General features: G+C 73.3%; 18 protein-coding genes and 1 tRNA gene. 9 read left to right on the top strand and 10 right to left on the bottom strand.

All coding sequences use genetic code 11. From position 1 onward, the window contains the following. Positions 1 to 3: 3 nt before the first annotated feature. Positions 4 to 1,044, bottom strand: a complete 1,041-nt coding sequence (locus AB0K43_RS06750) for a helix-turn-helix domain-containing protein (RefSeq protein ID WP_363636531.1) — start codon at positions 1,042 to 1,044, stop codon at positions 4 to 6. A gap of 111 nt (positions 1,045 to 1,155) precedes the next feature. Between AB0K43_RS06750 and AB0K43_RS06745 the strand changes: the two genes are divergently transcribed. Then, a complete protein-coding gene (locus tag AB0K43_RS06745) occupies positions 1,156 to 1,578 on the top strand; it encodes a zinc-binding dehydrogenase (RefSeq protein WP_363636529.1) in 423 nt (140 codons plus the stop codon). A 115-nt stretch (positions 1,579 to 1,693) separates the two neighbouring features. Continuing rightward, positions 1,694 to 2,635 carry a Bro-N domain-containing protein gene (locus AB0K43_RS06740; protein ID WP_363636527.1) on the top strand — a complete coding sequence of 314 codons (942 nt, stop codon included), beginning with the start codon at positions 1,694 to 1,696 and terminating at the stop codon, positions 2,633 to 2,635. 116 nt (positions 2,636 to 2,751) lie between these two features. Here the strand turns inward: AB0K43_RS06740 and pknB are convergent, their stop codons facing one another. The 6 genes from pknB to AB0K43_RS06710 form a co-directional block, all read right to left on the bottom strand. Then, on the bottom strand, positions 2,752 to 4,812 hold the full coding sequence (gene pknB / locus AB0K43_RS06735; protein WP_363636525.1) for a Stk1 family PASTA domain-containing Ser/Thr kinase: 2,061 nt from the start codon (positions 4,810 to 4,812) through the stop codon (positions 2,752 to 2,754). Between the two features lie 306 nt (positions 4,813 to 5,118). Then, positions 5,119 to 6,579, bottom strand: coding sequence for a penicillin-binding protein 2 (locus AB0K43_RS06730; protein WP_363636523.1), 1,461 nt, complete (start codon positions 6,577 to 6,579; stop codon positions 5,119 to 5,121). Positions 6,580 to 6,676: 97 nt separating this feature from the next. After that, positions 6,677 to 8,068 carry an FtsW/RodA/SpoVE family cell cycle protein gene (locus tag AB0K43_RS06725; RefSeq protein WP_363636740.1) on the bottom strand — a complete coding sequence of 464 codons (1,392 nt, stop codon included), beginning with the start codon at positions 8,066 to 8,068 and terminating at the stop codon, positions 6,677 to 6,679. Between the two features lie 114 nt (positions 8,069 to 8,182). Continuing rightward, positions 8,183 to 9,685: a protein phosphatase 2C domain-containing protein gene (locus tag AB0K43_RS06720; RefSeq protein WP_363636521.1), complete on the bottom strand. Its 1,503-nt coding sequence runs from the start codon at positions 9,683 to 9,685 to the stop codon at positions 8,183 to 8,185. 51 nt (positions 9,686 to 9,736) lie between these two features. Next, complete coding sequence (locus AB0K43_RS06715; protein WP_363636519.1) at positions 9,737 to 10,246, bottom strand: FHA domain-containing protein; 510 nt, start codon at positions 10,244 to 10,246, stop codon at positions 9,737 to 9,739. Between the two features lie 12 nt (positions 10,247 to 10,258). Next, entirely contained in the window at positions 10,259 to 11,128 is an 870-nt protein-coding gene (locus AB0K43_RS06710) for a DUF3662 and FHA domain-containing protein (protein ID WP_363636517.1), read from the bottom strand. Between the two features lie 404 nt (positions 11,129 to 11,532). Between AB0K43_RS06710 and AB0K43_RS06705 the strand changes: the two genes are divergently transcribed. Further along, positions 11,533 to 11,619, top strand: a tRNA-Leu gene (locus AB0K43_RS06705). Between the two features lie 90 nt (positions 11,620 to 11,709). Here the strand turns inward: AB0K43_RS06705 and AB0K43_RS06700 are convergent. Together AB0K43_RS06700 and AB0K43_RS06695 are read right to left on the bottom strand one after the other, a co-directional pair. Beyond that, the gene (locus AB0K43_RS06700; protein WP_363636515.1) at positions 11,710 to 12,855 is read right to left on the bottom strand and encodes a histidine kinase; all 1,146 of its coding nucleotides are present in this window, start codon (positions 12,853 to 12,855) and stop codon (positions 11,710 to 11,712) included. Next, on the bottom strand, positions 12,852 to 13,523 hold the full coding sequence (locus AB0K43_RS06695) for a response regulator transcription factor (protein WP_363636513.1): 672 nt from the start codon (positions 13,521 to 13,523) through the stop codon (positions 12,852 to 12,854). The genes AB0K43_RS06700 and AB0K43_RS06695 overlap by 4 nt, the downstream gene beginning before the upstream one ends. Positions 13,524 to 13,816: 293 nt before the next feature. Here AB0K43_RS06695 and AB0K43_RS06690 point away from each other — a divergent pair, with 293 nt between their 5' ends. Both AB0K43_RS06690 and AB0K43_RS06685 read left to right on the top strand, forming a co-directional pair. Then, entirely contained in the window at positions 13,817 to 15,616 is a 1,800-nt protein-coding gene (locus AB0K43_RS06690; protein ID WP_363636738.1) for a phosphatidylglycerol lysyltransferase domain-containing protein, read from the top strand. 299 nt (positions 15,617 to 15,915) lie between these two features. Further along, positions 15,916 to 16,668: a hypothetical protein gene (locus AB0K43_RS06685; RefSeq protein WP_363636511.1), complete on the top strand. Its 753-nt coding sequence runs from the start codon at positions 15,916 to 15,918 to the stop codon at positions 16,666 to 16,668. Between the two features lie 55 nt (positions 16,669 to 16,723). Here AB0K43_RS06685 and AB0K43_RS06680 read toward each other — a convergent pair whose 3' ends face one another. Beyond that, the gene (locus AB0K43_RS06680) at positions 16,724 to 19,459 is read right to left on the bottom strand and encodes a SpoIIE family protein phosphatase (protein ID WP_363636509.1); all 2,736 of its coding nucleotides are present in this window, start codon (positions 19,457 to 19,459) and stop codon (positions 16,724 to 16,726) included. A 413-nt stretch (positions 19,460 to 19,872) separates the two neighbouring features. Between AB0K43_RS06680 and AB0K43_RS06675 the strand changes: the two genes are divergently transcribed. The 4 genes from AB0K43_RS06675 (at position 19,873) to AB0K43_RS06660 (ending at position 25,096) form a co-directional block, all read left to right on the top strand. Then, positions 19,873 to 21,015: a rhodanese-like domain-containing protein gene (locus tag AB0K43_RS06675; RefSeq protein ID WP_363636507.1), complete on the top strand. Its 1,143-nt coding sequence runs from the start codon at positions 19,873 to 19,875 to the stop codon at positions 21,013 to 21,015. Between the two features lie 107 nt (positions 21,016 to 21,122). Continuing rightward, positions 21,123 to 21,752, top strand: coding sequence for a DUF5819 family protein (locus AB0K43_RS06670; protein ID WP_363636505.1), 630 nt, complete (start codon positions 21,123 to 21,125; stop codon positions 21,750 to 21,752). Next, entirely contained in the window at positions 21,749 to 22,942 is a 1,194-nt protein-coding gene (locus tag AB0K43_RS06665; protein ID WP_363636503.1) for an HTTM domain-containing protein, read from the top strand. Before AB0K43_RS06670 ends, AB0K43_RS06665 begins: the two co-directional genes overlap by 4 nt. A 9-nt stretch (positions 22,943 to 22,951) precedes the next feature. Then, a complete protein-coding gene (locus AB0K43_RS06660; RefSeq protein ID WP_363636500.1) occupies positions 22,952 to 25,096 on the top strand; it encodes an FUSC family protein in 2,145 nt (714 codons plus the stop codon). Positions 25,097 to 25,100: the final 4 nt, after the last annotated feature.

Below are 25,100 nucleotides of genomic sequence, written 5' to 3'. Positions count from 1 at the left end.
GACCTACCGGACGGCGGGGTGCGGCGGCCGGGCGCGGGCACCCGAGGAGGCCTCCCGGCGGTTGGCGCCCGCCGGGCCGTGCTGGAGGCGCGGGGAGCCGCGGAAGGTCCGCCGGTAGGCGGCGGGGGAGACGCCGAGCGAGGCGGCCAGGTGCTGGCGCAGCGAGGCCGCGCTGCCGAAGCCGGAGCGCTCGGCGACCTGGTCGACCGGCAGGTCGGTGCTCTCCAGCAGCCCGCGGGCGAGGCCGAGTCGCTGGGCGGTGAGCCACTGGCCCGGGGTCTGGCCGGTCTCGGCCAGGAAGCGGCGGCTGAAGGTGCGCACGCTCATCCCGGCCCGGTGCGCCAACTCGGCCAGCTGGAGCGGCCGGTGCAGCTCCCGCAGGGCCCAGTCGCGGACCGCGGCGGTGTCGGCGCCGGTCGCCGGCGGCACCGGGCGTTCGACGAACTGGGCCTGCCCGCCCTCCCGCCAGGCCGGCACCACGCAGCGGCGGGCGGCCCGGTTGGCGACCTCGGTGCCGTGGTCCCGGCGGATCAGGTGCAGGCAGAGGTCGAGTCCGGCGGCGGCGCCCGCGGAGGTCAGCACGTCGCCGTCATCGGTGAAGAGCACGTCCGGGTCGAGCCGGGTGCGGGGGAACAGCTGCCGGTAGCGCTCGGTGTGGAACCAGTGCGTGGTGGAGGGTCGGCCGTCCAGGAGGCCCGCGGCTGCCAGGACGAACGAGCCGGTGCAGATCGACATCCAGCGGGTGCCCGGGCGGACCCGGGCGAGCGCCTCGGCCAGGCCGGGCGGCAGCTCGCCGTTCATGATCGACGGGTGGTAGCTGGGGGCGACCACCACCGTGTCGGCCCGCTCCAGGGCGCTCGCGTCGTGCTCGACGGCGATCGAGAAGTCGGAGTTGGAGGGCACCGGGCGCCCGTCCGGGCTGCAGGTGGTGACCTGGTAGAGCGGCTGCCCGTCGGTGCCGTACGCCAGGCCGAAGACCTTGGCGGGGATGCCGAGCTCGAAAGGGATGACGCCGGGGAGGGCGAGGACGACGACCTGGTGCATGGCCAGATCCTCTCACTTGATGGCCTTGTGGCCACTCGTTCGCGGTGGAGTGCTCGTCGCAGGTGTGATCGACGGTCGATCGAGCAGGGGAGCGCGGAGACGGCGGAGACGATGACGGTGGTCACCCAGGACCGGCTCGGCGGGCCGGGGGTGCTGCACCTGGCCGAGCGGGACCGCCCGGTGCCCGGCGCCACCGAGGTGCTGGTGCGGGTCCGGGCGGCGGGGGTCAACCCGACCGACTTCAAGGCCCGGACGGCGGGCGGCCTGCTGCGCGCCGAGCCCCCGTTCGTGCTCGGGCACGACGTCTCGGGGGTGGTGGAGGCGGTGGGCTGGGGCGTGACGCTGGTCGAGCCGGACCGGGCCGCCCTGCTGGCCGTGGCCGACCTGGTGGCCACGGGCCGGCTGCGGGCGGAGGTGAGCACCGTGCTGCCGCTGGCGGAGGCCGCCAAGGCGCATGAACTGGTGGAGTCGGGGCGGACGCTGGGCAAGGTGGTGCTCGACCTGGCGGACCGGGCCGAGCCGGTGCGGGGCTGAGACGATGCGGCCGGGGGCGCGTGCGCCGGTGGAGTGACTCCCGCGCCCCCGAGTCAGACTGACCTACTGTCAGGTAACCGGTTCTCCGTCACCCGGGTGGGTCGTTGTATCCGGTATGACGAGCACGAACGGAACACTGGCCCAGTTCGACTTCAACGGCCAGGAGGTGAGGGTGGTCACCATCGACGGAAGCCCCTGGTGGGTGGCCGGCGATGTGTGCGAGGTGTTGGAGATCTCTCTTGCACACCGCGCACTGGCTGCCCTCGATGAGGATGAAAAGGGGCGTCATACTATGACGACCCTTGGCGGTGACCAGCAGGTTTCCGTCATCAACGAGCCCGGGCTGTACTCGCTCGTGCTCCGCTCCCGCAAGCCCCAGGCCCGGGCGTTCAAGCGCTGGATCACCCACGAGGTCATCCCCTCGATCCGCCGTTCCGGCCGCTACGCGGTGGACGAGGAGCAGGCGCCGCAGGTGTCGCCGGAGGCGATGCAGTTCTTCCGCCTGGTCGCGCGCGCCGCGGCGGAGGCCTTCGGCGCCGAGGCCAGGGCGGCGGCGCAGCGGGCCGAGACGGCGGTCACCGTCGCGGTGGCGGCCAACGGTCGGGCGATCGAAGGCCTGGACGAACGGATCACCCAGCTGATCGAAGCGGTCGCGGGCGGCGGGCGGGGCCACGGCGTGCCGCCGCAGCGCGGCGCGGGCCCGGTGCGGTCGGTGCCGGACGAGGAGCCGATCAGGCACCACGCCATCCCCGAGGACGCCCTGACCTTCGACGCGCTCGCCGAGCTGCTCGCTCTGGAGACCGACCGGCCGGAGCTGAGCCGGAACGCGCTCTTCGAGACCTCGTGCGACGCCGGGCTGCTGCGCCGGCTGTCCGCGCCGTACAGCGGTTACTCGCTGACCGATCCGCGGCTGGCCGTGCTGCTGCGGGTGCGCCGGGTCAGCGGCGCCGCACACGGCTGGCCGTGCCTGCACCACTTCCAGCCGCTGGTGCTGCCGCAGGGGGTGGCGATCATGCGCCAGCTGGTGCTGCAGGACCTCGGCCACCTGACGCCGTAGCGCGGCCGGGAACGCCGGCGCGTCCCGGGAGCGCCGGCGCGTCCCGGGAGCGCCGGCGGGTCCCGGGAACGCCGGAGGGGGCCGTGCGGATCGCACGGCCCCCTCGGTGGCGGTTGTCAGTTGTTGCCGCCGGGTGTGCCGTCGGGCTTGCCCGGCATGGTGTAGAGCTGGACGCTGGATCCGGCGTCCACCAGGTTGTTGGGGCCGGGGTTGGTGTTCAGGACGACGTTGTTGTTGTCGCCGCCGGCGCCCGCGAACGTCCAGACCAGCCCGAGGTTCTTCAGGGCGGCGGTGGCGTCCTTGACGTTCTTGCCCTTGATGTCGGGCACCTGGACCTTGTCGGCCATCTTGCCGACCGTGATGGTGACGGTGCTGTCCTTCTTCGCCGAGGTGTTCTTCGGCGTCTGGTCGCTCACCAGGCCGACCTTGGTCGCGTCGGTGACCGGCTGGGTCTTCACGGACACCTTGAAGCCGGCGTCGGTGAGCTGCTGGGTGGCCGCGTCCTGGGTCTGGTTGATGACGCTGGGCACCGGGATCTTGCCCTGACCCTGGGAGACCGTCAGGGTGACGGTGGCTCCGGCGGCGGCCTTGCCGGCCGGCGGGTTCTGCGAGATGACGCTGTCCTGCGGCGTGGAGTCGTCGGTCTTGTAGACCGGCGGGCCGACCACGAAGCCGGCCTTCTGCAGGGCCTGGGTGGCGTCGTTCAGGCTCTTGCCGGTGAAGTCGGCCAGGTCGACTGCGGCGGGGCCGGAGGAGAGCTGGACCTTGATCACCGTGTTGGTGGCGACCGAGGTGCCGGCCGGCGGGTCCTGGGTGCAGACCTGATCCTTCTGGATCTTGGTGTCGGGGCAGGCGATCGGGTCGCCGGCCTGCACGGTCAGCGCCGGGTTCTGCGCCTTGGCCGCGTTCTGGGCCTCCGCCAGACTCTTGCCGACCAGGGTCGGGGAGGTGGTCCTGCCGCCCGCGCTGTCGCCGGTCTTGACCATGGCCTGGACCACGAAGAAGGCGCCGACCAGGACCAGCACCGCAGCCACCGCGAGGATGATCCAGGAGGTGTTGTTCTTCTTCGGCGGGTCCTCGCGCCGACGGCCGCCACCACCGGCGTTGTAGCCGTCGTCGTAGCCGCCCTGGCCGCCGCCGTAGCCGTTCTCCTGCGGCGGGTAGCCGTAACCGCCCTGCTGGTTGCCGACCTGCGGCAGCATGGTGGTCGGACCGGCCGCACCCTGCTGCGGGAGCAGGTTGGTCTGGCCGTACGGGTCGTACTGGGCGCCGCTCTGGTCGTAGCCGTAGCCCGCCGCGCCCATGCCGTAGGCGGCCTGCTGGGCGGCGGCGACCGGGAGGCCGTCCAGGAAGCGCTCAATGTCGTCGCGCATCTCGTCGGCGCTCTGGTAGCGGTAGTCCCGCTCCTTGGCGAGTGCTTTGAGCACGATCGCGTCGATCTCGGGCCGTACCTCGGGGTCGTACGCGGACGGCGGCTGGGCCTCCTCGCGCACGTGCTGGTAGGCGACCGCGACCGGGGAGTCGCCGACGAACGGCGGGCGCACGGTCAGCAGCTCGTAGAGCAGGCAGCCGGTCGAGTAGAGGTCCGAGCGGGCGTCGACGGTCTCGCCCTTGGCCTGCTCGGGGGAGAGGTACTGGGCGGTGCCGATGACGGCGGAGGTCTGCGTCATCGTCATGCCGGCGTCGCCCATCGCCCGCGCGATGCCGAAGTCCATGACCTTGACGTTGCCCTGCCGGGTCAGCATCACGTTGGCGGGCTTGATGTCGCGGTGGACGATGCCGGCCCGGTGCGAGTACTCCAGCGCCTGCAGGATCCCGATGGTCATCTCCAGCGCGCGCTCGGGCAGCAGCCGGCGCCCGGAGTGCAGCAGCTCGCGCAGGGTGGACCCCTCGACGTACTCCATCACGATGTACGGGATGGAGATGCCGTCGATGTAGTCCTCGCCGGTGTCGTACACGGCGACGATGGCGGGGTGGTTGAGGGAGGCCGCGGACTGGGCCTCGCGGCGGAACCTGGCCTGGAAGGACGGGTCTCGGGCCATGTCGGCGCGGAGGGTCTTCACGGCGACCGTACGGCCGAGCCGGGTGTCATGGGCGAGGTAGACCTCGGCCATGCCGCCGCGCCCGAGGACGCCGCCGAGCTCGTACCTGCCGCCGAGGCGACGAGGCTCTTCCATAGTTCCGACCCTCTCCCCCACCGGTCGGTGAGGATGTGACGTAGGTGTCCCCGCACGCTCTGTTGGACGCATCCGGAGCCCGCGCTGGTTTCGCGGTCCCGGCCCCAGGCCTGGGCCGTGGGTGTGCGGCGGGCAGACCCGCTGCTTGCGGATACGCTACCGGGCCAACCTCCGCGAGCCGGACGAGCCCGCCAGCTGAGACCAGACCGGTATCGACCGGGACCGTCCCATTGTGACAATCTCCGGGTAAAAGCGGGCGGCGTCGGTCCTGATCGATCAGCCGGGGACGGCGGCCACGGGCCTGCCCTACTTGTTGACGACGGCCTCCATCACCGACTTGGCGATCGGCGCGGCGATCGACCCGCCGCTGATCTCGTTGCGCTCGGCCGCGCCGTCCTCGACCACCACGGCGACCGCGACCTGCTTGCCGTCGGCGCCCTTGGCATAGGACATGAACCAGGCGAACGGCAGGCCGCTGTTGTCCTGGCCGTGCTGGGCGGTGCCGGTCTTGCCGCCGACGGTGGCGCCGTTGATCTTGGCCTTGGTGCCGGTGCCGTTCTGCACCACGCTCTCCATCAGCTGCTGGAGCTTCTGCGCGGTGCCCGGGCTGACGGCCTGGCTCAGCTGGTGCTCGGTGTGGTTGGAGATCACATCGAGGTTGGCCGAGCGCTCCTGGGCGACCAGGTAGGGCTGCATCAGGCTGCCGTTGTTGCAGATGGCTGCGGCGACCATGGCCATCTGGAGCGGGGTGGCCCGGGTGTCGTGCTGGCCGATGGCGTCCATCGCGGTGCCGTCGGGGCTGGAGTTCGAGGGGAAGACGCTGGTGACGGCCCGGATCGGGGTGTCGAGCTTGCCGTTGTTGAAGCCGAACTTCTCCGCCTGCGCCCGCAGCTTCTCCTTGCCGAGGTCGGCGCCCATCTTGCCGAAGACGGTGTTGCAGGAGAGGTCCATGCCGTGCTCCACCGTGGCGTTCTCGCAGTCCTCGGTGGGGCTGGCGTTCTTCAGCTCGGTGTTGGTGCCGGGCAGGATGAACGGCTTCGGGGTCTGGGTGGCGTCGTCGACGTTCTTGTACAGCCCGGTCTCGAACGCGGTGGCGGCGGTGATCAGCTTGAAGGTCGAGCCGGGCGGGTAGGTCTCGCGCAGCGCCCGGTTGAGCATCGGCTTGTTCGGGTCGTTGTTGAGGTCCGTCCAGGCCTTGGAGTCCTCCTTGCCGCCGCCCGAGAAGGTGCCCGGGTCGTACGAGGGGGTGGAGACCAGGGCGAGGATCGCGCCGGTGCGCGGGTCGATGGCGACCGCGGCGCCCTTCTTGTCGCCCAGGCCCTCGAAGGCCGCCTTCTGCGCCTTGGGGTCGATCGTGGTGACGACGTCCCCGCCCTTCTTCTGCTCACCGGTGAGCATGTCGAGGGTGTTGCGGAAGAACAGCCGGGAGTCGGTGCCGGCCAGCACGCCGTCCTCCAGCTGCTCCAGCTGGCTGGTGCCGAAGGACTGCGAGGAGTAGCCGGTGATCGGCGCGTACATCGCGCCGTCGATCCAGCTGCGCTTGTACTTGTAGCGCAGACCGTTCACGAAGTCCGAGTTGGTGACCGGCTGGCCGCCCGCGATGATGTTGCCGCGCGGGTAGGCGTACCGGTCGTACTTGTTCCGGTCGTTGTGCTTGTTGCTGGCCCAGGCCTCGGCCTGGACGCCCTGCACCCAGTTCACCCGGACCATCAGGGCCAGGATCAGCACCAGGCAGAAGATGGAGACCCGGCGGATCGGCTTGTTCACGGGACGGGTCCCCTCCTGCGCTCTTCGGTCATGGGGTGCGGCTCGGCCGATGGTGGCACAGCTCTGTGAGATTCAACCGCATGGATCACCACGGGATTCAGGCCCGGGTCGGTTCCGCTCCGGGCGCGGCCCCTGGCGCGGGCTCGGTCGAGGGCTCGGCGGCCGGGCGGCGCGCGGTGTCGCTGATCTTCAGCAGGATCGCGATCAGCGCCCAGTTGGCGACCACCGAGGAGCCGCCCTGGGCCAGGAACGGCATCGTCATACCGGTCAGCGGGATCAGTCCGGTGACACCACCGGCCACCACGAAGACCTGCAGCGCGAAGGCCGAGGACAGCCCGACCGCGAGCAGCTTGCCGAACGGGTCGCGGGCGGCCACCGCCGTGCGCAGGCCGCGCTGCACGATCAGGCCGTACAGGACGAAGAGCGCCATCATGCCGGTGAGCCCGAGCTCCTCGCCGAACGAGCCGAGGATGAAGTCGCTCTTGGCGGCGAACTGGATCAGCCAGGAGCGGCCCTGGCCGAGGCCGGTGCCGGTGACCCCGCCCGTCCCGAAGGACATCAGGGTCTGGCCGATCTGCTCGCTGGTGCCGGCCGGCGGCGGGTCCTGGAAGGCCGCCATCGGGTCCAGCCAGGAGTTGATGCGGGTCTTGACGTGCGGCTCGGCCATCGCGACCACGGCCGCGCCGCCGATCGACATCACCAGACCGAAGACGATCCAGCTGGTCCGCTCGGTGGCGACGTAGAGCATCACCACGAAGAGGCCGAAGAACAGGAAGGAGGAGCCGAGGTCGGTCTCGAACACCAGGATCAGGATCGACAGCAGCCAGACCACGATGATCGGCCCCAGGTCGCGCCCGCGCGGCAGGTACAGGCCCATGAAGCGGCGGCTGGCCAGCGCCAGGGCGTCCCGCTTGACCATCAGGAAGCCGGCGAAGAAGACGGTCAGGATGATCTTGGCGAACTCGCCCGGCTGGATCGAGAAGCTGCCGATGTGGATCCAGATCTTGGCGCCGAAGTCCCCGGCCCGGGCCGGGAAGAAGGCCGGCGCGGCCAGCAGGACCAGCGCCACCACCATCGAGATGTAGGTGTAGCGCTGCAGGATCCGGTGGTCCTTCAGCAGCAGCATCACGCCGATGAAGAAGGCGATGCCCAGGCCCGACCACATCAGCTGGTTGGCCGCGGCCGGGAAGTTGGAGGCGAGCAGGCTGCCCGCCTTGTCCAGCCGCCAGATCATCACCAGCCCGAGGCCGTTCAGCAGCGTCGCCAGCGGCAGCAGCAGCGGGTCGGCGTACGGCGCGAAGCGGCGCATCACCAGGTGCGCGATCAGCGCCAGCGCGCCCATCCCGAGGCCGTACTCGAGCATGCCGGCGGGCAGCCTCTTGTCGATGGCGAGTCCGACGTTGGCGTACGCCGCCATCGGCACCACCACCGCGAAGGCCAGCATGACCAGCTCGGTGTTGCGCCGGTTCGGGGTGCCCTGGGGGGTGATGGTCGTGTTGGCCCGCCGCCGGGCGGGCCCGGATCCGCGGTTGCTACTGCTGCTCAGGTCAAAGGTGCTCACGTGACGGCCGCTCCCCGACGGCTGCTGGACCCCGGGGGGCCACTACTGGGTCGGGCAGGAGGTGGCAAGCTGCGCCTCCGCCTCGGTGAGGGGCGCCACACCCCCCGGGGTGGTCGTGTCGGTGGTGCCGGGCTCGGTGCTCGGCGGTGCGGCGGGCTTGGCGCCGGCGGCGACCTTCTTGCACACCGCCGCCTGCTCGCCGAGCCGCTTCACCTGGTCCTCGGCGTCGCCCAGGCTCTTGGCCTGGATGGTCTTGGTGACCTGCGTGCGCTGGTAGCTGGGCAGGAACTTCAGCTCGATGTCGCCGTACTTCTGGTGCACCGAGGACAGGCCGAGGCCGGCCAGGTTCTGGTTGATGCCCTGGTAGACCGCGACGCTCTCGCCGTCCGCGCCGACGTAGTACTGGTCCTGGGTCCACCGGTAGCCGAACCAGCCGGCTCCGCCCAGCGCCCCGAGGGTGACCGCCACGGCGACCGTGACCTTCAGCCCGCGGCGCTTGCGGCGGCGCCGCCCGGGCGCCTGGTACTCGGGCTGCTCGGCGTCCGGGTAGTCGCCGTAGGGCTCGCCGAAGCCGCCCTCGGCGGGCTCCCCGAAGCCGTCCTGCGGGTACCCCTCGGCCGGGCCGAAGCCGGGTGCGGTGCCGTCGTAGCCGCTGGCCGGGCCGAAGGCGCCCTGCGGGGCCTGCGGCCGGCCCAGACCCGCCGCCCGGCCGGCCGGGGTGTTCAGCAGGTTCGGGTCGGTGGCCTGGTGCGGCTGCGCCTCGGCGACCGCGCCGACCACCACCGGGAAGTCGGCCAGCTGGCCGCTCAGGGTGTCGGTGGCGCCGACGTCGATGACGTCCGCGACGATGCAGGTGATGTTGTCCGGGCCGCCGCCGCGCAGCGCCAGCTGGATCAGCTCCTGGACGGTCTGCTGCGGGGCGTAGAAGCTCCCGAGCGTCTCCTCCAGGGTCTGGTGGCTGACCGGGCCGGACAGCCCGTCCGAGCAGATCAGGTAGCGGTCGCCGGCCCGGACCTCGCGGATCGACAGGTCCGGCTCGACCTGGCCGCGCCCGTCCAGGGCCCGCATCAGCAGCGAGCGCTGGGGGTGGGTCTCGGCCTCCTCCGGGGTGATCCGGCCCTCGTCCACCAGCCGCTGCACCCAGGTGTGGTCCTGGGTGATCTGGCTGAGCGAGCCGTCCCGCAGCAGGTAGGCACGGGAGTCGCCGATGTGCACCAGGCCCATCCGCTGCCCGGTCCAGAGCATCGCGGTGAGGGTGCAGCCCATGCCCTCGAGCTGCGGGTCCTCCTCGACCATCTGCCGCAGCCGGTCGTTGGCGGCCTGGACCGCGTCGTTCAGCAGCGTGAGCAGGTCGGCACCCGGCACGTCCTCGTCCAGCCGGACGATCGAGCCGAGTACCTCGGAGGAGGCGACCTCACCGGCCGCTGCCCCGCCCATGCCGTCGGCCACGGCCAGGAGGCGGGGCCCGGCGTAGCCGGAGTCCTCGTTCCCCTCCCGGATCAAGCCCTTGTGGGACCCGGCGGCGAAGCGCAGCACGAGACTCATGCGGTCCCTACCCTCCTCTGGGTGGACGGGGTGCTGTCCCTCATGCGCTGACTACTTCCGCAGCTCGATGACGGTCCGGCCGATACGGATCGGCATCCCGGGCTGGAGCGGCTGCGGCGTGGTCAGCCGCTGCCGGTCCAGATAGGTGCCGTTGGTGGAGCCTAGATCCTCGACCGTCCACTGCCCAGTCTGGTCGGGGTAGATCCTGGCATGCCGGGAGGACGCGTAGTCGTCGTCGAGCACGATGGTGGAGTCGTGCGCGCGGCCCAGGGTGATGGTCTGGCCCTGCAGGGCCACGGTGGTGCCGGCCAGTGAACCCTGCACCACCACCAGGTGGGTGGGGGCGCCGCGGCGCTGCCGGGGCTGGCTGGGGGCGGCGGTCTGCTGGGTCTGCGGCGGCCGGTTCGGGGCACCCGCCGGGGCGGCGGCCCGCCGCGCGGAGCGCGGATTGACCTTGGTGCCGAACAGATCGCTGCGGATGACCTGCACCGCGACGATGACGAACAGCCACAGCACGGCAAGGAAGCCCAGCCGCATGACCGTCAGGGTCAGATCTGACATAGGTGGCCCGCTCTACCCTTCGACCTGTCGGTAGACGATGGTGGTGGACCCCAGAACGATTCGGGAGCCGTCGCGGAGCGTAGCGCGCTGGGTGTGCTGCCCGTCCACCACGATGCCGTTGGTCGAGCCGAGGTCGAGCACCATGGCGGGTGTCCCGGGCCTGATCTCGGCGTGCTTGCGGGACACCCCGGGGTCGTCGATCCGCACGTCCGCCTCGGTGGAGCGGCCGAGCACCAGGGCGTTCCCGGTGATCTGGTGCCGGTTGCCGTTGACCTCGATCCAGCGGCGGGTGTTGGCACCGCTGTGCCCCGCGCCGGGGAACGGGCGCACGTTGCCGCCGCCCATCGCGGGGGGCGCCGGGGGCATGGCCGGGGGCGCGGCCGGCGCGGGCGGCGTGCCGTACTGGCTCGCGCCGGGCTGCTGCCAGGGTGCGCCGGGGGCCTGCGGCGTGGGCGGCCGGCCGTAGCCCTGCTGGGCCTGCGGCGGGGCGGCCTGCTGCGGCGGCTCCTCGGCTGCGAGGGTGCGGCTGCGCACCCGGTACAGGCCGGTGTCCAGGTCGTCGGCCTTCTCCAGGGTGACCTGGAGCGGGCCCATGAAGCTGTACCGCTGCGCCTCGGCGTACTCGCGCACCATGCCGGCCAGCTCCTTGCCGAGCTGTCCGGCGTAGGGGCTGAGCCGCTCGTGGTCGTGCGGGCTGAGCTCGACGATGAAATCGTTGGGCACGACGGTGCGGTCGCGGTTCCAGATGGTCGCGTTGTTGTCGCACTCGCGCTGGAGCGCGCCGGCGATCTCGACCGGCTGGACCTCGGACTTGAACACCTTGGCGAAGGTGCCGTTCACGAGACCCTCGAGCCGCTGCTCGAACTTCTTCAGGACTCCCACGGGGCACCCCCTTCCAGGGCGTTTGGGCCGACCGGGCCGCGCCGGGTGGGCGTGGCGCCTTCGGTCGACGGCGGTTTTCCGTACTGATCGTATCCACGCCGGGCCCATCCGTACGGTTCCCCCGGCATGTGGTGCCCATGGGTGAGCCCCGGCACACACCTCCGTCGGCGGTGGCGGCAAGCGAGGGCTACCCCCTCCGCGTGCGCCCAACCCCTCGATCACCCGTTCGTCGGCGCCCGTCCGGGCGGGCCTGGGGAAAGGGATTTCTGGGTACCCCGAGGGCCGTGCTAATGTTTTCCACGTCGGAAGGGGCGCCCCGAAAGGGAGCCGGGCCGGATGACCAGGAAGAACCGGAAGGTTCGGAGCGGGTCTGAAGATCAGGTAGCATCTACGACAGCACCCATGCGCGGGTGGCGGAATAGGCAGACGCGCTGGATTCAGGTTCCAGTGCCCGAAAGGGCGTGGGGGTTCAACTCCCCCCTCGCGCACCACTGAGGCCGGTCGGATTAACTCCGACCGGCCTCTTTGTTTTACCCCGGCACGGGCGGCGGGCCGCCCGGCGGTGGCCGGAGCCCGGCGGGCTACTCGCCGGTCGCTGGCAGCACGGCGCGGACGGTGAAGCCGCCGTCCGGCGCGGGGTCGGCGGTCAGGCTGCCGCCGAGCAGCTGGGCGCGCTCGCGCAGGCCGACCAGTCCGTGGCCGCCGCCGGGGAGGTGGTCCGGGAGCGCGCTGGCGGCGCCCAGCGGCGGCGGCCCGTTGCGCACCTCCACCAGCAGCCGGGTGCCCCGGGCGGCCAGCCGGACGCTCACCTCGGCGCCCGGCGCGTGCTTGCGGATGTTGGTGAGCGCTTCCTGGACGGTGCGGTACGCGGCCCGCTCCACCGCCTCCGGCCAGTCCCGGCCGCCCGGGGTCAGCGAGGTGCTGACGGGCAGCCCGCTGCCCTCGATCAGCCGCGGCAGGTCGGCCAGCCGGGGCTGCGGGGCGAGCGGCTCGTCCCGGCGGGCGCCGGCCGCCCGCAGCACGCCGACCATCTGGCGCAGCTCCTCCAGGGTGCGCACGGACAGCTCGCGGATGGTCCGGGCGGTGTCCTTGGCGACCGGGTCGGCGGTGGAGACCTGCAGCGCGCCGGCCTGGATCGAGATCAGGCTGACCTGGTGCGAGACCACGTCGTGCATCTCCCGGGCCAGCCGGGCGCGCTCGGAGCCCAGCACCCGCTCGGCCAGCAGCCGGCTCTCCCGCTGCTGGCCCTCGGTCAGCTGGACGATCCGTTCGGCGAGTTCGCGCCGGGTGCGCGCCAGCAGGCCGAGCGCGGCCGGGCCGGCGGCCAGCATGGTGCTCTCGATGGCGTTCAGCGCGGTGTCCCGGCCGACCTCGAACATCGACGCGTCGATCGGCCAGTGGAAGTACTCGACCAGCGCGAACAGGGTGGCGCAGACCGTGGTGATCCGCACGCTCGCCCGGTGGGCGGCGACCGAGTAGACGGCCGTCATCGGGGCGATCCAGATGTACTCGACGTAGGCCCCGGGCAGGGTCAGCAGCAGGGTCAGCACCGGGAGGCGCCGGCGCAGCAGCAGGGCGGCCACCGCGATCGAGGAGAGCAGCAGCTCCCACCAGGTGCCGTCCTTGCCGACCAGGAAGGCGTCGATGCCGGCCAGCAGCACCGGCAGCAGCAGGCCGGCGGTCGGTCCGGTGGCCCAGCCGGTGAGGGATCTGCCGCTCGCGGTCATCGGCCGGGCTGCCCCGGGGCGCGGACCAGTCCGGCACGGTGGGCGACCACGGCGGCCTGGACGCGGTTGGCCGCGCCGAGCTTGCCGAGGATGGCGCTGATGTGGTCCTTGACGGTGCCGGTGCCCAGGAACAGCCGGTCGGCGATCTCGGCGTTGGACAGGCCCTCGCCGAGCAGCGCCAGGACGTCCAGCTCGCGGCCGGTGAGCTGGCGGGTGAGCACCGCCGCCTCGGTGTCGGGGGCGCCGCCCTCGACGTAGCCGCTGATCACGCTGCGGGTGACGGTGGGCGACAGCACGCTGCCGCCGGCCGCCAGCACCCGCACCGCGTGCACCAGCTGCTCGGGGGCGGTGTCCTTGAGCAGGAAGCCGGCCGCGCCGGTGCGCAGCGCGGTGCCGATGTACTCGTCGGTGTCGAAGGTGGTGAGCATCGCGACGGCCGGCGGGTCGGGCAGGGCGCGCAGCCGGCGCAGCACGGTGATGCCGTCCAGGTCGGGCATCCGGATGTCGAGCAGGACCACCTGCGGGGCCAGCGCGGCGACCTGCTGCTCGGCCTGGCCGCCGGAGCAGCTGCCGACCACCTCGAGGTCGGGGGCGGACCCGACGATCAGGCCGAGACCGGAGCGGACCAGGACCTCGTCGTCCACGATCAGGACGCGGATCGGCGGCATGGTCTCTCCTTCTTCTCGGCGGGCGGTCGCCCAGCGGGGTTGCTTCGAGCGTAGGTGCAGGCGGATCCGGGTGACCCGGCGGCCGGGGTGATGGCACCCCCGCCGATCGGCGGGGGGTCAAATCCGCTACCGGATTCACGTAATTCTCATCCCGGGTGGGCAACCATGGAAGCGATGGGCCCCTCGCTGCGGGCCGACGGGACCCCGGCCGTTCGGCCCGGGCCGCGCCCCCTTCGGGTGTCGTGCGGATGCGTGCCCCGGTCCGATCGCTTGGAATTGGAGCTGTGTCCACTGTGAAGACGGTCCCGTCCGCCGGCTCTGCCGCTCCACCCGCCGACCTCGGGCCGTCGCCGCGGTGGCGGGTGCGGGCGGCGTCGGCGACGGTCTGGTACCTGCGCCTGATGGCCCTGCTCAACCTGGTGGCGGTGCTCGCGGTGCAGTTCCGCGAGCAGGTCCGCACCCACAACGAGGGCGAGTACTTCACCCCGTACCTGGTGACGGCGGGCCTGAGCACCGTGGTGCTGTCGGTGTTCCTGGCGGTGGCGATGCGGCGTCGCAAGCGGGCCGCGTGGATTTTCAACACCGCGCTGGCCGGGCTGTTCTTCGTGCTCTACCTGACGCTGATGCTGGTGCCGGGGGAGCGCTTCGCCCACCATCCGCTGAACTACTTCTCGACCGTGATCACCGGCCTGTTCGTGCTGGCCCTGGTGGCCAGCCGCAAGGAGTTCACCTCCAAGGGGGACCGGTCGAACCCGAAGACCGCGGTGGCCACCTTCTTCGCCGGCCTGCTGGTCGGCGGCGGGGTCGGCTCGGTGCTGGTGGCGGCCACCAACACCATCCCGGGGGCGGATCTGGGCGACCGGTTCGCCTACGCGGTGGCCCGGATGGTCACCGTCACGCCGTCCGAGCACGTGGCCGGTGTGATCGCGGTGCCGACCTGGGTGAACGCCTTCATCAACGCGATGGGCGCGGTGCTCTTCCTGCTGGTGCTGTACGTGGCCTTCCGCAGCCCGCGCGGCCAGGAGCTGCTCAGCGAGGAGGACGAGGGCCGGCTGCGCGCGCTGCTGGAGCGCCAGGGCGACCGGGACTCGCTGGGGTACTTCGCGCTGCGCCGGGACAAGGCGGTGGTCTTCTCGCCGAGCGGCAAGGCGGCGGTCGCCTACCGGGTGCTGGGCGGGGTCTCGCTGGCCTCGGGGGATCCGATCGGTGACCCGGAGGCCTGGCCGGGGGCGATCGACGCCTGGCTGGGCGAGGCCCGGGAGCACGCCTGGGTGCCGGCCGTGATGGGCGCCTCCGAGGAGGCCGGGGTGATCTACGCCCGGCACGGGCTGGACGCGCTGGAGCTGGGCGACGAGGCCATCGTGGAGCTGGACGAGTTCTCGCTGGACGGTCGGGCGATGCGGGTGGTCCGGCAGGCCTACAACCGGGTGAAGCGGGCCGGCTACACGGTCCGGATCCGGCGGCACGAGGACATCCCCGAGGCGGAGATGGCCGCGCTGGTGGACCGCGCCGACCACTGGCGCGACGGCGCCACCGAGCGGGGCTTCTCGATGGCGCTCGGCCGGCTCGGCGACCCGGACGACGGCCGCTGCGTGATGTTGGAGTGTCACGACGGCGAGGGCCGGCTGCGGGCCCTGCTGAGCTTCGTGCCCTGGGGCCGGGACGGGCTCTCGCTGGACCTGATGCGCCGGGACCGGGACAGCGAGAACGGCCTGATGGAATTCATGGTGATTGAGCTGCTCCAGCGGGCCGAGGAGGTCGAGCTCGCCCGGGTGTCGTTGAACTTCGCGATGTTCCGATCGGTATTCGAGCGCGGCTCCAGGCTCGGTGCGGGTCCGGTTCTGCGGCTCTGGCGCTCGGTGCTGGGATTCTTCTCCCGCTGGTGGCAGATCGAGTCCCTCTACCGGGCCAATGCGAAGTACCGCCCGATCTGGGAGCCGCGCTATCTGCTGTTCGAGAAGAGCAGCGAGATCCCGCGGATCGGAATCGCGAGTGCGCGGGCCGAGGGCTTCATCACCGTGCCGAGCCTCCCCGCGTTGTTCCGTCGCCGGCACGTCAGGGCAACCGTGACGCCGGCCGCGCCGAAGGCGTAGTCGGCGGAGCGGTACGGGGTGGGATGGTCCCTCCGCCGGGGGGCGGAGGGAATCCTTCCGGAAGGTCGGTCCCGGGGGCCGATCGGGGGGTGGGTCGGGGGCGAATGGGGGAGTGTCTCCGACTTGAGGATGACACCGGTTCGCCACTTGTGTTGATGCCCGCTGTTTAGCCGTTGCCTACCGTAGATGTAGTGCTCGAACGAAGACTGGTTTTCGGGTGCTGCAGCCTCAGGTCGGGGATTTCGGGAACGCGGACGGGGAGCGGATCGGCTGTGAAGGAAATTGCCCACGCGGGGGGCGTGCGAAAGGGACTGCCGGAGATTGCCGGGCGGGTCGCTGTCGCCGAGTGGGGGAATCTGTTCGCCGTGGTCAGGGGCCATGTGGTGCGCAGGCGCTTCGCCTCGGTGCCGCTGGCCACCGCGGCCACGCTGCTGATCCTGGTCTTCAGCATCGTCCAGCACCTCCCGGGCGGGGCGAAGGTCGTCACCGGGATCGGCGTGGTGAAGGCCTCGCTCCCGCTGGACGTCTCGTTGCTGCGCACGCCGCTGTCGCTCTACGTGCCCGCGCTGGACCTGCCGGTCTGGGGGGCGCTGGCCCAGGTCTTCCTGGTGTTCGGGCTGGCCGAGATCGTGCTGGGCCGCCGGCTGACGCTGGTCGTCGCGTACGTCTGCACGCTGGCCGGGACGCTGTTCGCCCGGGTGGGGGTGGCGATCGGCCCGGACCACCTGTTCGGCTTCCCGCAGTGGGTGGCGCACGTCCGCGACACCGGCCCGTCGGCCGCCGTGGTGGCGCTGGCGGTGTGCGTGGCCTTCCGGACCAGGGCCTGGTGGACGGGTGGCGTGGTGGCCCTGGTGATGGTGGCGGAGGCCGTGGTGCTGCCCAACCTGGCGGGGCTGGAGCACGTGGTGGCGCTGCTGACGGCCGTCCTGATCGCCGCCGCGGTGGAGGTGTTCGGGGACTTCTGGCCGCGGGTGCTCGCCGGGGTGGGGGCGGCCGCCGCGGTCGCCACCGAGGCGGCCCGCCGCACCCCGGCGGGGGCGCTGACCCGCTAGGGCCGGTCCTCGGAGCCCCGTCGCCCCTCGGCGCCGCCCGCCGGCCCTGCCCGCTTCAGCTGCGGGGCAGGGCCATCTCGAACCAGACCACCTTGCCGACCGCCTTGCGCGCGGTGCCCCAGCGCTCGGCGAGCTTGCTCACCAGGTTGAGGCCGCGTCCGTTCTCGTCCATCGACTCGGCGGGCTCCAGCGAGGGCAGGTTGTGGTTGTCGTCGCTGACCTCGACCAGCAGTTTGTCCACCCGGATCAGCTGGAGCTGGACGTCCGCGCGGCCCACCCGGACCGCGTTCGTGACCAGCTCGCTGACCAGCAGCTCCACGGTGTCGGTGAGCGCGGTCAGCTGCCAGGCGGCGAGCTGCTCGCGGACCAGCCGGCGGGCCCGGCGCACCTCGGTCTGCTCCACCGCCAGCTTCCAGGTGGCCACCTCGCTCGGCGCGACGCCGTCGAAGCGGGCCACCAGCAGCGCCACGTCGTCCTTGCGGTCGTCGGTGTGCAGCCGGTCCAGGACGGTGTCGCAGGCCTCCTCGGGGGTCTTCTTCGGGTCGATCAGGTTGCCGCAGAGCGCGGCCAGCCCCTCCCCTATGTCGCCGCCCCGGACCTCGACCAGGCCGTCGGTGCACAGCACCAGCATCGAGCCGTCCCGGACGCTGATCTTCTTCGCCACGAACGGCACCCCGCCGACGCCGATCGGCGCGCCCTCGGGGATCTCCAGCAGTTCGCCGCGGCCGTCCGGGTGCACCAGCACCGGCGGGACGTGGCCGGCGCTGGCCAGCTCGCAGGTCCGGTTGATCGGGTCGTAGACCGCGTACAGGCAGGTCGCCAGGTGGTCGTCGCCGAGCTTCTGGGCCAGGTTGTCGAGGTGGCGCAGCAGCTGGCCGGGCGGCAGGTCGAGGGCGGCGAGGGTCTGCATGGCGGTGCGGAAGCGGCCCATCGCGGCGGCCGAGTGCAGGCCGTGGCCCATCACGTCGCCGACCACCAGGGCGACCCGGCTGCCGGGCAGCTGGATCGCGTCGAACCAGTCGCCGCCGACCTCGGCCTTCGGGTCGCCCGGCAGGTAGCGGTGGGCGATCTGGACGCCGGGGATCTTCGGCGGCCGGGTCGGGATCATCGAGCGCTGCAGGGTGGTGGCGACCTTGGACTCGGCGCGGTGCAGCCGGGCGTTGTCCAGCGAGAGCGCGGCCCGGGCGGCCAGCTCCTTGAGGGTGTCGGCGTCGGCCTTGGTGAACGGGCCGCGGTCGGCCAGCCGGAGCAGCTTGAGGATGCCGAGCACGGTGCCGCGGGCGGACAGCGGCAGCACCAGCATGGAGCGGTCGACCACCAGCGGGACCAGCTCCGGGCCGCCGAGCGAGGCCGCGTACTCGACCGCGACGTCGGCGGTGATCACCGGGACCAGCACCGGTTTGTTCTCCTGCAGGGCCAGGCCCGGCGGGGTGGTGCGGGGCATCGCCAGCAGCCGGCCCTCGTCCAGCACGTGGCTCCAGTTGCCGGAGCCGGCGTTGAAGACCCGGGCCACCCGGCGCAGCATCGTGGAGTCGTCGGGCCGGTCCCGGGGCAGCTCCGAGTCGGAGATCAGGCCGTCCAGCAGGTCGACGCAGGCGAAGTCGGCCACCCGGGGGACCAGCACGTCGCACAGCTCGCGCGCGGTGGTGTCCAGGTCGAGGGTGGTGCCGACCCGGCCGCCGACCTCGCTCAGCAGGGCCAGCTGGTCGCCGTCCGGGGTGCCGCGGACCACCTCGACGCCCTCGACCGGGGTGGGCGGCGAGGGCGGTGCGGGCGCCGGGCCGTCCTCCAGGGCGGGGGCGCTGCCGTTGGCTGCGGACTCGATGGCGGGGCCTCCCGGGTCGGTGTCTTCGCCGGTGCCGGCCACCTCGCGCTGGCCGGGGATGGTGCTGCCGAGCGCCCGCTCGCCCTCGGGGCCGGTGGCGGCCGCCGGCAGATCGAGCGTACGGCGCCCGCCTGCGGCTGCGCCGCCGGTGAGCGGCGCGCCGTCCGGGCGGGTGGTGACGGGCCGGCCCGCCTCGGGCGGCCGCCGGCCGGCTCTCGGCTGGGCCACCCGCTGCTGGGGGGTGGGGTAGCGGCGCCCGATCCCGGCGGCCAGCCGGGCGGTGCCGGTGGGTGAGGACTGGTAGGGCAGCACCGGCAGCAGGGTGGCGGAGTCGACCCACAGCGCGGGCAGCCCGGCCGCGACCAGCTGGGTCAGCAGCCGCTGGCGGCGCTCGGCGGAGCCCTTGGGCAGCAGCGGCTCCAGCGCGGCCGCGCTGCCGGCGGCGGCCGGGGCCAGGGCGGCCGCGACCCGCAGCGGGCGGGCGGCGGTGGTCGGCGCGGCCGCGTACGGCAGCAGGCGCTCGCCGAGGGCGATCCGCAGGCCGGTGGTGCGCAGCGGGCGGGCGTCGGCGGCCAGCACCAGCAGGCTGCGCCCGCTCGGCTCGGTCAGCGGGTAGGCCCACCAGAGGATGTCGCGCAGCCGGTCCTCGCGGTCGACGACCGCCATCGCGCCGGCCCAGGGGGCGTTCAGCTGGGTGAGGTCGTCCAGGGTGGCGAAGGCGTCGCAGCGGCGGCCGGCGCCGGGCGGCAGCGGGGCGGCGGTCTCGGGGCGGGGCTCGACGGCGGGCAGCAGCCCGGCCGCGTTGCGCCCGCAGGCGACCTCGGCGCGGTGGCCGAAGAGCTCCTCGGCCGTGCGGTCCCACTGGGCGATCCGGCCGTCCGGATCGATCAGGACCGAGGCGACCCGCAGCAGCGCCACGACCCCCGCGGGGTGGGCGCCGGAGGCCGCCGAGCCACCGGATGGCACCGGCGGCTCGGTTCCTGGGTTCGGTGTGGAGTTGGGCTCGTCCACCATGGATTCGGTCTGCTCCCGCCTGGCCGCTGTGCCGTGCGACGGCCCCGCTCGGATCGGGGCGGCGTGCTGGGCTTCGTAGTCTTCGGCCGCTCCTGCCTGTCCTGTTCCCACGCGTACCCGGTGCCGTCCAGTTGGCCGTTCGGCACTCGTCCGTACGTGCGGTGCAACCCGGTGCACCCTCCAGCGAAGCACGGACCGGGTCGGGTCCGACAGCGAATCGGGGAGATTCGTAAGTATCAGTTGCGTGTCACGCATCGTGCGCCGGAGTGAGCTTCTGGTTCACCCGTTCGCTGCGGCGGTGCACCGGGCCGGGGCCCCGGTAGGGTGGCAGGCCGGACCCAGGTCGACCGGACGAAGGCGAGCAGGTGAGCACGGAGATCCCGGCGCGATGGAGTGACCCGGAGCGGGAGCAGCTCGAGGAGCGGGTGGCCGCCACCGAGCTGGCCTGGCTGACCCTCGAGGTCGACGTGGAGACCCTGCGGGTCGAGATCGACAACTTCGCGCTCGTCCACCACCAGCTGCTCGGCCCGCTGTACGCCAGCCTGGACGAGCTGGACGCGCTGATCGCCGAGGCGGTCGCCGCCCGCACCGGGGACCCGGCTGACCTGCGCCGGGCGGTCGAGGCCAGGGCCCGGGTCGAGCCGCCGGCCGACCCGGAGCTGGCGGAGGGCCTGCGCGAGGTCGAGCCGGAGCCGACCCGCAAGGTCCGCCCGGACCGGGAGGCCCAGCGGGTCTACCGCGAGCTGGCCCGCCGGGCGCACCCCGACCTCGCCACCGACCCGGTCGAGCAGGAGCGCCGCTCGGCCTTCATCGCCCGGGTCAACGAGGCCTACGCGCACGGCGACGCCGCCACCCTGGAGCAGCTGGCCGAGGAGTGGTCCACCGACCCCGACTCGGCGCCCGCCGCGGACGCCGCCGAGCGCCCCGACTGGCTGCGCCAGCGGCTGGAGTGGCTGACCGGCAAGATCGGCCGACTGGCCGCCGAGCAGGTCCGCCTCGAGCGCACCCCGATGGGCGAGCTGCTGCTGCTGGCCCCGCAGGAGCCCGAGCGGCTGCTGGAGGAGCTGGCCGAGAGCCTGCTGGCGCGCGCCGCCGAGCAGCGGGCCGAGCTCGACCGGCTGCTCGGCGATCCCGGTCACAATGATGGTGACCGACCCCGTGAAACCCAGGAGAACCCGACGATGTTCGCTCAGATCCCCACCACCGACGCGGCCTCGGTGCCGGCCGACGCCGTGCTGCTCGACGTCCGCGAGCAGGACGAGTGGGACGCCGGCCATGTCGAGGGCGCGCTGCACATCCCGATCGGCGAGGTGATCGCCCGGCTCGACGAGCTGCCGGCGCAGAAGCTGTACGTGCTGTGCCGGGTCGGCGGCCGCTCCGCGCAGGTGGTCCAGTACCTGGTCGCCCAGGGCCGCGAGGCGGTCAACGTGGACGGCGGCATGTTCGCCTGGGAGGCCGCCGGCCGTCCGATGACCGCGGGCGACGGCCGGGACGCCTTCGTCCTGTGACCCGCTGACGGGCCGTCGCCGGTACGGCGGTGCCCCTGTCGCCGGTGGGCCCGGTTGGGGCAGGATGACCGGGCGTGCCGCACCGGTGAGCCGTGGGAGGAGGGGCCGTGCGCGTCTGGTCCACCCCCGCCCTGCTGGTGATCTGCCTGACCGGGGCCGCCCTGCTCGGCGGCACCGGGCTCTTCCTCGGCGCGCTGTTCCTGCACGTGGCACCGGCCAACGCGGTGTCCCGGCAGTACCAGGGCGACCTGGACGCGGTGGTGTACCCCGAGTTCGAGCAGAACTGGAAGCTGTTCGCGCCCAACCCGCTCCAGCAGGACCTCACGGTGGACGCCCAGCTGCAGACCATCGGCGAGGACGGCCAGGTGCGCACCCGGGACTGGCTCGATCTGACCGCCCAGGACATCGCGGCGATCCGCGGCAACCCGGCGCCCAGCCACCTGGACCAGAACATGCTGCGCCGGGCGGTGGACTTCTACCGGTCCACCCATCCGGAGCAGGAGGGCGCGGTGGTCGGCCCGCGCGGGGCGCTGGCCCAGGAGTACCTCAAGCGGATCGCGCTGCAGCGCTTCGGCCGGACCGCGGGCGGTGAGCGGGTCCTGCAGATCCGGTTCCGGCTCGGCACGGCCACCATCGCCCCGCCGGCCTGGAGCCCGGAGCAGGTGGACACCGGCGTGCAGTACCAGGAGCTGCCCTGGTGGCCGGTGTCCGAGGACGACTACCGGGGGCTGGGGTGAGCGGCCCGATAGCGGCCGGGGAGGCGGAGCGCCGTCCGGCGGCGGGCATCGGGCGCCAGCGGGCCGGCACGGCGGCCGACCCCGCGCCGCAGCCGGCTCCGGCCGCGCCGGCCACCCGGTTCGAGCGGCTCTTCGACGCCTTCACCGCCCGGGTCCAGCTCCCCCGCCAGGCCGCCGTGGTGCGGATCGGGATCGCCCTGGCCTGGGGCGGCTACCTGCTGCGCGAGTGGCCGAACCGCCGTGAGCTGTACGGCGACCGCTCGCCCTGGTCGGCCGAGCTGGCCGGGAAGCTGCTCGGCGAGACCCACGCCTTCACCGTGCTCACCTGGTCCGACTCCCGGCTGTGGTTCGAACTGGTCTACCACCTGGGTCTGCTGGCCGCCGTGCTGCTGGCGCTCGGCTGGCGCACCCGGGCGAGCAGCCTGCTGTTCGCCGTCACCGCCGTCTCGCTGCAGAACCGCAACGTGCTGGTCGGCGACGGCGGGGACAACGTGGTGCACCTGATGGCGATCTACCTGGTGCTGGTGCGCTGCGGCCGGGCGTGGTCGCTGGACGCCCGCCGGCGCCGGCGCCGCCCGCCCCCCGGGCCGACGGCCGAGCCCCGGGCCGTGCTGGACGCGCTGGCCACCATGGTGCACAACTGCGGCATGCTGGTGATCGCGGCCCAGGTGGTGCTGATCTACTCCACGGCCGGCTGGTACAAGGTGCAGGGTTCGCGCTGGCAGGACGGCACCGCGCTGCACTACCCGCTGCACCTGGACTACTTCACCCCCTGGCCGGGGCTGTCCGGGCTGCTCGGCGCGAGCCTGCTGGTGACCTTCCTGCTCACCTACGGCACGGTGATCCTGCAGGTCGGCTTCCCGTTCACGCTGGCCAACCGGCGGCTGAAGAACGTGCTGCTGGCGCTGATGATGGCCGAGCACCTGGCGATCGCGGTCACGCTCGGCCTGCCCTTCTTCTCGCTCGCGATGATCGCGGCCGACTCCGTGTTCCTGCCGACCGGGGTGCTGCTGCGGGTGGAGCGCCGGTTCGGGCGCTGGGTGGAGCGGCGGGCGGGGCGCTGGGTGGAGCGGCGGGCGGGGCGCCCCCGACAGAAGCAGGGGCGGGAGGACGAGGACGGGCGGACCGACGGCCGGCAGGAGGGCGTGGCCGAGCGCGGGAGCGAGGAGCTGCGGCAGGCCAGCGGATAAGCTCCCGCTATGCCCTGGTTTGCCTCCCTTCGTGACACCGCGAAGGCCGGGCTGACCCTGGACCGGGCCTACTCCGACCCCCGCCGGGCGGTGCGCGGCGCCCTCGCGGTGGCCCTGGTGCTCTTCCCGACCCTCGCGCTGGCCGGCCCGGCCCTGGCCACCTCGGCCGCGATGGGCGCCTTCATCGCCGGCACCGCGACCTTCCAGCGCAGCTTCCGCCCGCGCACCTCGCTCGCGGTCGCCGCCGGCCTCGGCCTCGGACTGAGCACCTTCCTCGGCTACCTGGCGGTCGGCGTGCCCGGGGCCTTCCCGGTCCTGCTGGCGCTGTGGTCCTTCGGCGCCGGGATGGCCTGGGCGATCGGGCCGACCGGCGGAGTGGTGGCCGCGACCACCGTCTCGGTGATGCTGGTGGTCGTCCAACTGCCCGTCAGCGTGGAGACGGCGCTCGGCCACGGGGCGCTCTGCGCGCTCGGCGGCGCCGCCCAGGCGCTGGTGGTGACGCTCTGGCCGATCGACAGCTGGGGCGCCCAGCGCGGCGCGCTCGCCGACACCTACGCCGCGCTCGCCGACTACGCCCGGCGGCTGCGCCAGGACCCGACCGCGCACGTCGACCCCGAGCCGTTCTTCCTGGCCCGGCAGGCCGCCGAACTGACGCCCTGGCAGCAGCGGCACCGCCCGCCCGCGCTGCGGGGCCTGCGCGGTGTCGCGGAGAAGGTCCGCCCGGCGCTGGCGGCGCTGGCCGACCCGCGGGTCGGCGCCCCGGCCGAGGGCCCGGCCCGGGACCGGGCCCGGGAGATCCTGGCTGCCGCCGCCGAGGTGCTGGACGCGCTCGCCCGGTCGATCCGCTCCGGCGACTCCTACCGGCCGCCCCGGTCCACCCCGTCGCTGGCGCTGTTCACCCCGGACGAGAAGCCCGCCCTCTCCGGGGCCGCCCGGCGCTCCGCGCGCCGGCTGGCCGGCCTGCTCAGCCGGGCGGTGGACAGCCTGGACAAGCAGGACCAGTCCACCGTGACCGGCCCGCCCACCGGCCCGGGGCTGCACCGGCCGCCGCTGCTGCGGGTGCTGCCCTCCGCGCTGCGGACGGTGCGCCGCCAGCTGGAGCCGCACGCGGCCGTCTTCCAGCACGCGGTCAGGCTGTCCGCCGTGGTCACCGGCGCCTACGTGGTGGCCAAGGTGCTCGGGGTGCGGCACGGCTACTGGGCGCCGATGACCGCCGCGATGGTGATGCGGCCCGACTTCGCCCAGACCTACAGCCGCGGCGTGGCCCGGCTGGCCGGTACGGTGGCCGGCGTGGCGCTGGCCACCGCGGTGGTCCGGGTGTTCGACCCGGGCCAGTGGGTGTCGGCCGCGCTGGCCGTGGTGTTCATCGCCGGGGCCTACCTGAGCCTGCGCACCGGATACGCGCTGGCGACCACCTGCATCTCCGGGTACGTGGTGTTCCTGCTCGGCCTGGAGGACGTCGACCCGACCCAGACCGCGCTGGACCGGGTCGCCATGACGCTGCTCGGCGGCGCCGTCGCGCTCGGCGCGTACGCCCTCTTCCCCACCTGGCACACGGCCCGGCTGCCCGAACGGCTGGCCGAGTGGCTGGCCGCCGTGGGCCGGTACGCGGCAGCGGTGGTGACGGCGCTCGGCGACCCGGACGAGCGGCACACCCGGGCCGTCGCCCAGACCCTGCTGGACCTGCGCGAGACCCGCTCCGAGATGCTCCAGGCCCAGCAGCGGGCCGACGCCGAGCCGCACCGCGACCCCGACCGGCTGACCGAGCTCCCGCGCAAGCAGCTCGACCGGGCCCGGGCCGCCGTCGGGCTGCTCGGCCGCAGCGCGATGCTGATGGAGGCGCACCTCCCGGCGGCGGGCAGTCCGACCCTGCCGGGCGCCGCGGAGTTCGCCGAGGAGCTGCGGGACGCCACCGCGATCGCCGCGGCCGCCGTGCTGCTCGGCCAGCCGGCCGACTTCTCCGGCCTGCGGGCCGCGCACGAGGACTGGGACGCCCGGCTGGCCGCGCTGCCGCCGGAGTCCGGCGCGGAGGACCGGGGCGCGGTCGCCCGGGCCGGCGCCCGGCTGCTGATGCAGGCGATCGCCGAGCTGGAGAAGGCCGTCCGACCGCGCCGCCGGACCGAGCCGGCCGGGCCCGTACCCTCGAAGGCGTGAGAGA

The organism is Kitasatospora sp. NPDC049258, from assembly GCF_040678895.1.
In the GTDB taxonomy this organism is placed as follows: Bacteria; Actinomycetota; Actinomycetes; order Streptomycetales; family Streptomycetaceae; genus Kitasatospora.
Note: the sequence above shows the minus strand (reverse complement) of the source record. Positions and strands in the feature narration are given on the sequence as shown.

Excerpts from the sequence above, each read along its gene's own strand:
- AB0K43_RS06700 (WP_363636515.1), bottom strand. The coding sequence starts at position 12,855 with ATGACCGCGAGCGGCAGATCCCTCACCGGCTGGGCCACCGGACCGACC.
- AB0K43_RS06715 (WP_363636519.1), bottom strand. The coding sequence starts at position 10,246 with ATGTCAGATCTGACCCTGACGGTCATGCGGCTGGGCTTCCTTGCCGTG.
- pknB (WP_363636525.1), bottom strand. The coding sequence starts at position 4,812 with ATGGAAGAGCCTCGTCGCCTCGGCGGCAGGTACGAGCTCGGCGGCGTC.
- AB0K43_RS06740 (WP_363636527.1), top strand. The coding sequence starts at position 1,694 with ATGACGAGCACGAACGGAACACTGGCCCAGTTCGACTTCAACGGCCAG.
- AB0K43_RS06660 (WP_363636500.1), top strand. The coding sequence starts at position 22,952 with ATGCCCTGGTTTGCCTCCCTTCGTGACACCGCGAAGGCCGGGCTGACC.
- AB0K43_RS06745 (WP_363636529.1), top strand. The coding sequence starts at position 1,156 with ATGACGGTGGTCACCCAGGACCGGCTCGGCGGGCCGGGGGTGCTGCAC.
- AB0K43_RS06695 (WP_363636513.1), bottom strand. The coding sequence starts at position 13,523 with ATGCCGCCGATCCGCGTCCTGATCGTGGACGACGAGGTCCTGGTCCGC.
- AB0K43_RS06720 (WP_363636521.1), bottom strand. The coding sequence starts at position 9,685 with ATGAGTCTCGTGCTGCGCTTCGCCGCCGGGTCCCACAAGGGCTTGATC.
- AB0K43_RS06750 (WP_363636531.1), bottom strand. The coding sequence starts at position 1,044 with ATGCACCAGGTCGTCGTCCTCGCCCTCCCCGGCGTCATCCCTTTCGAG.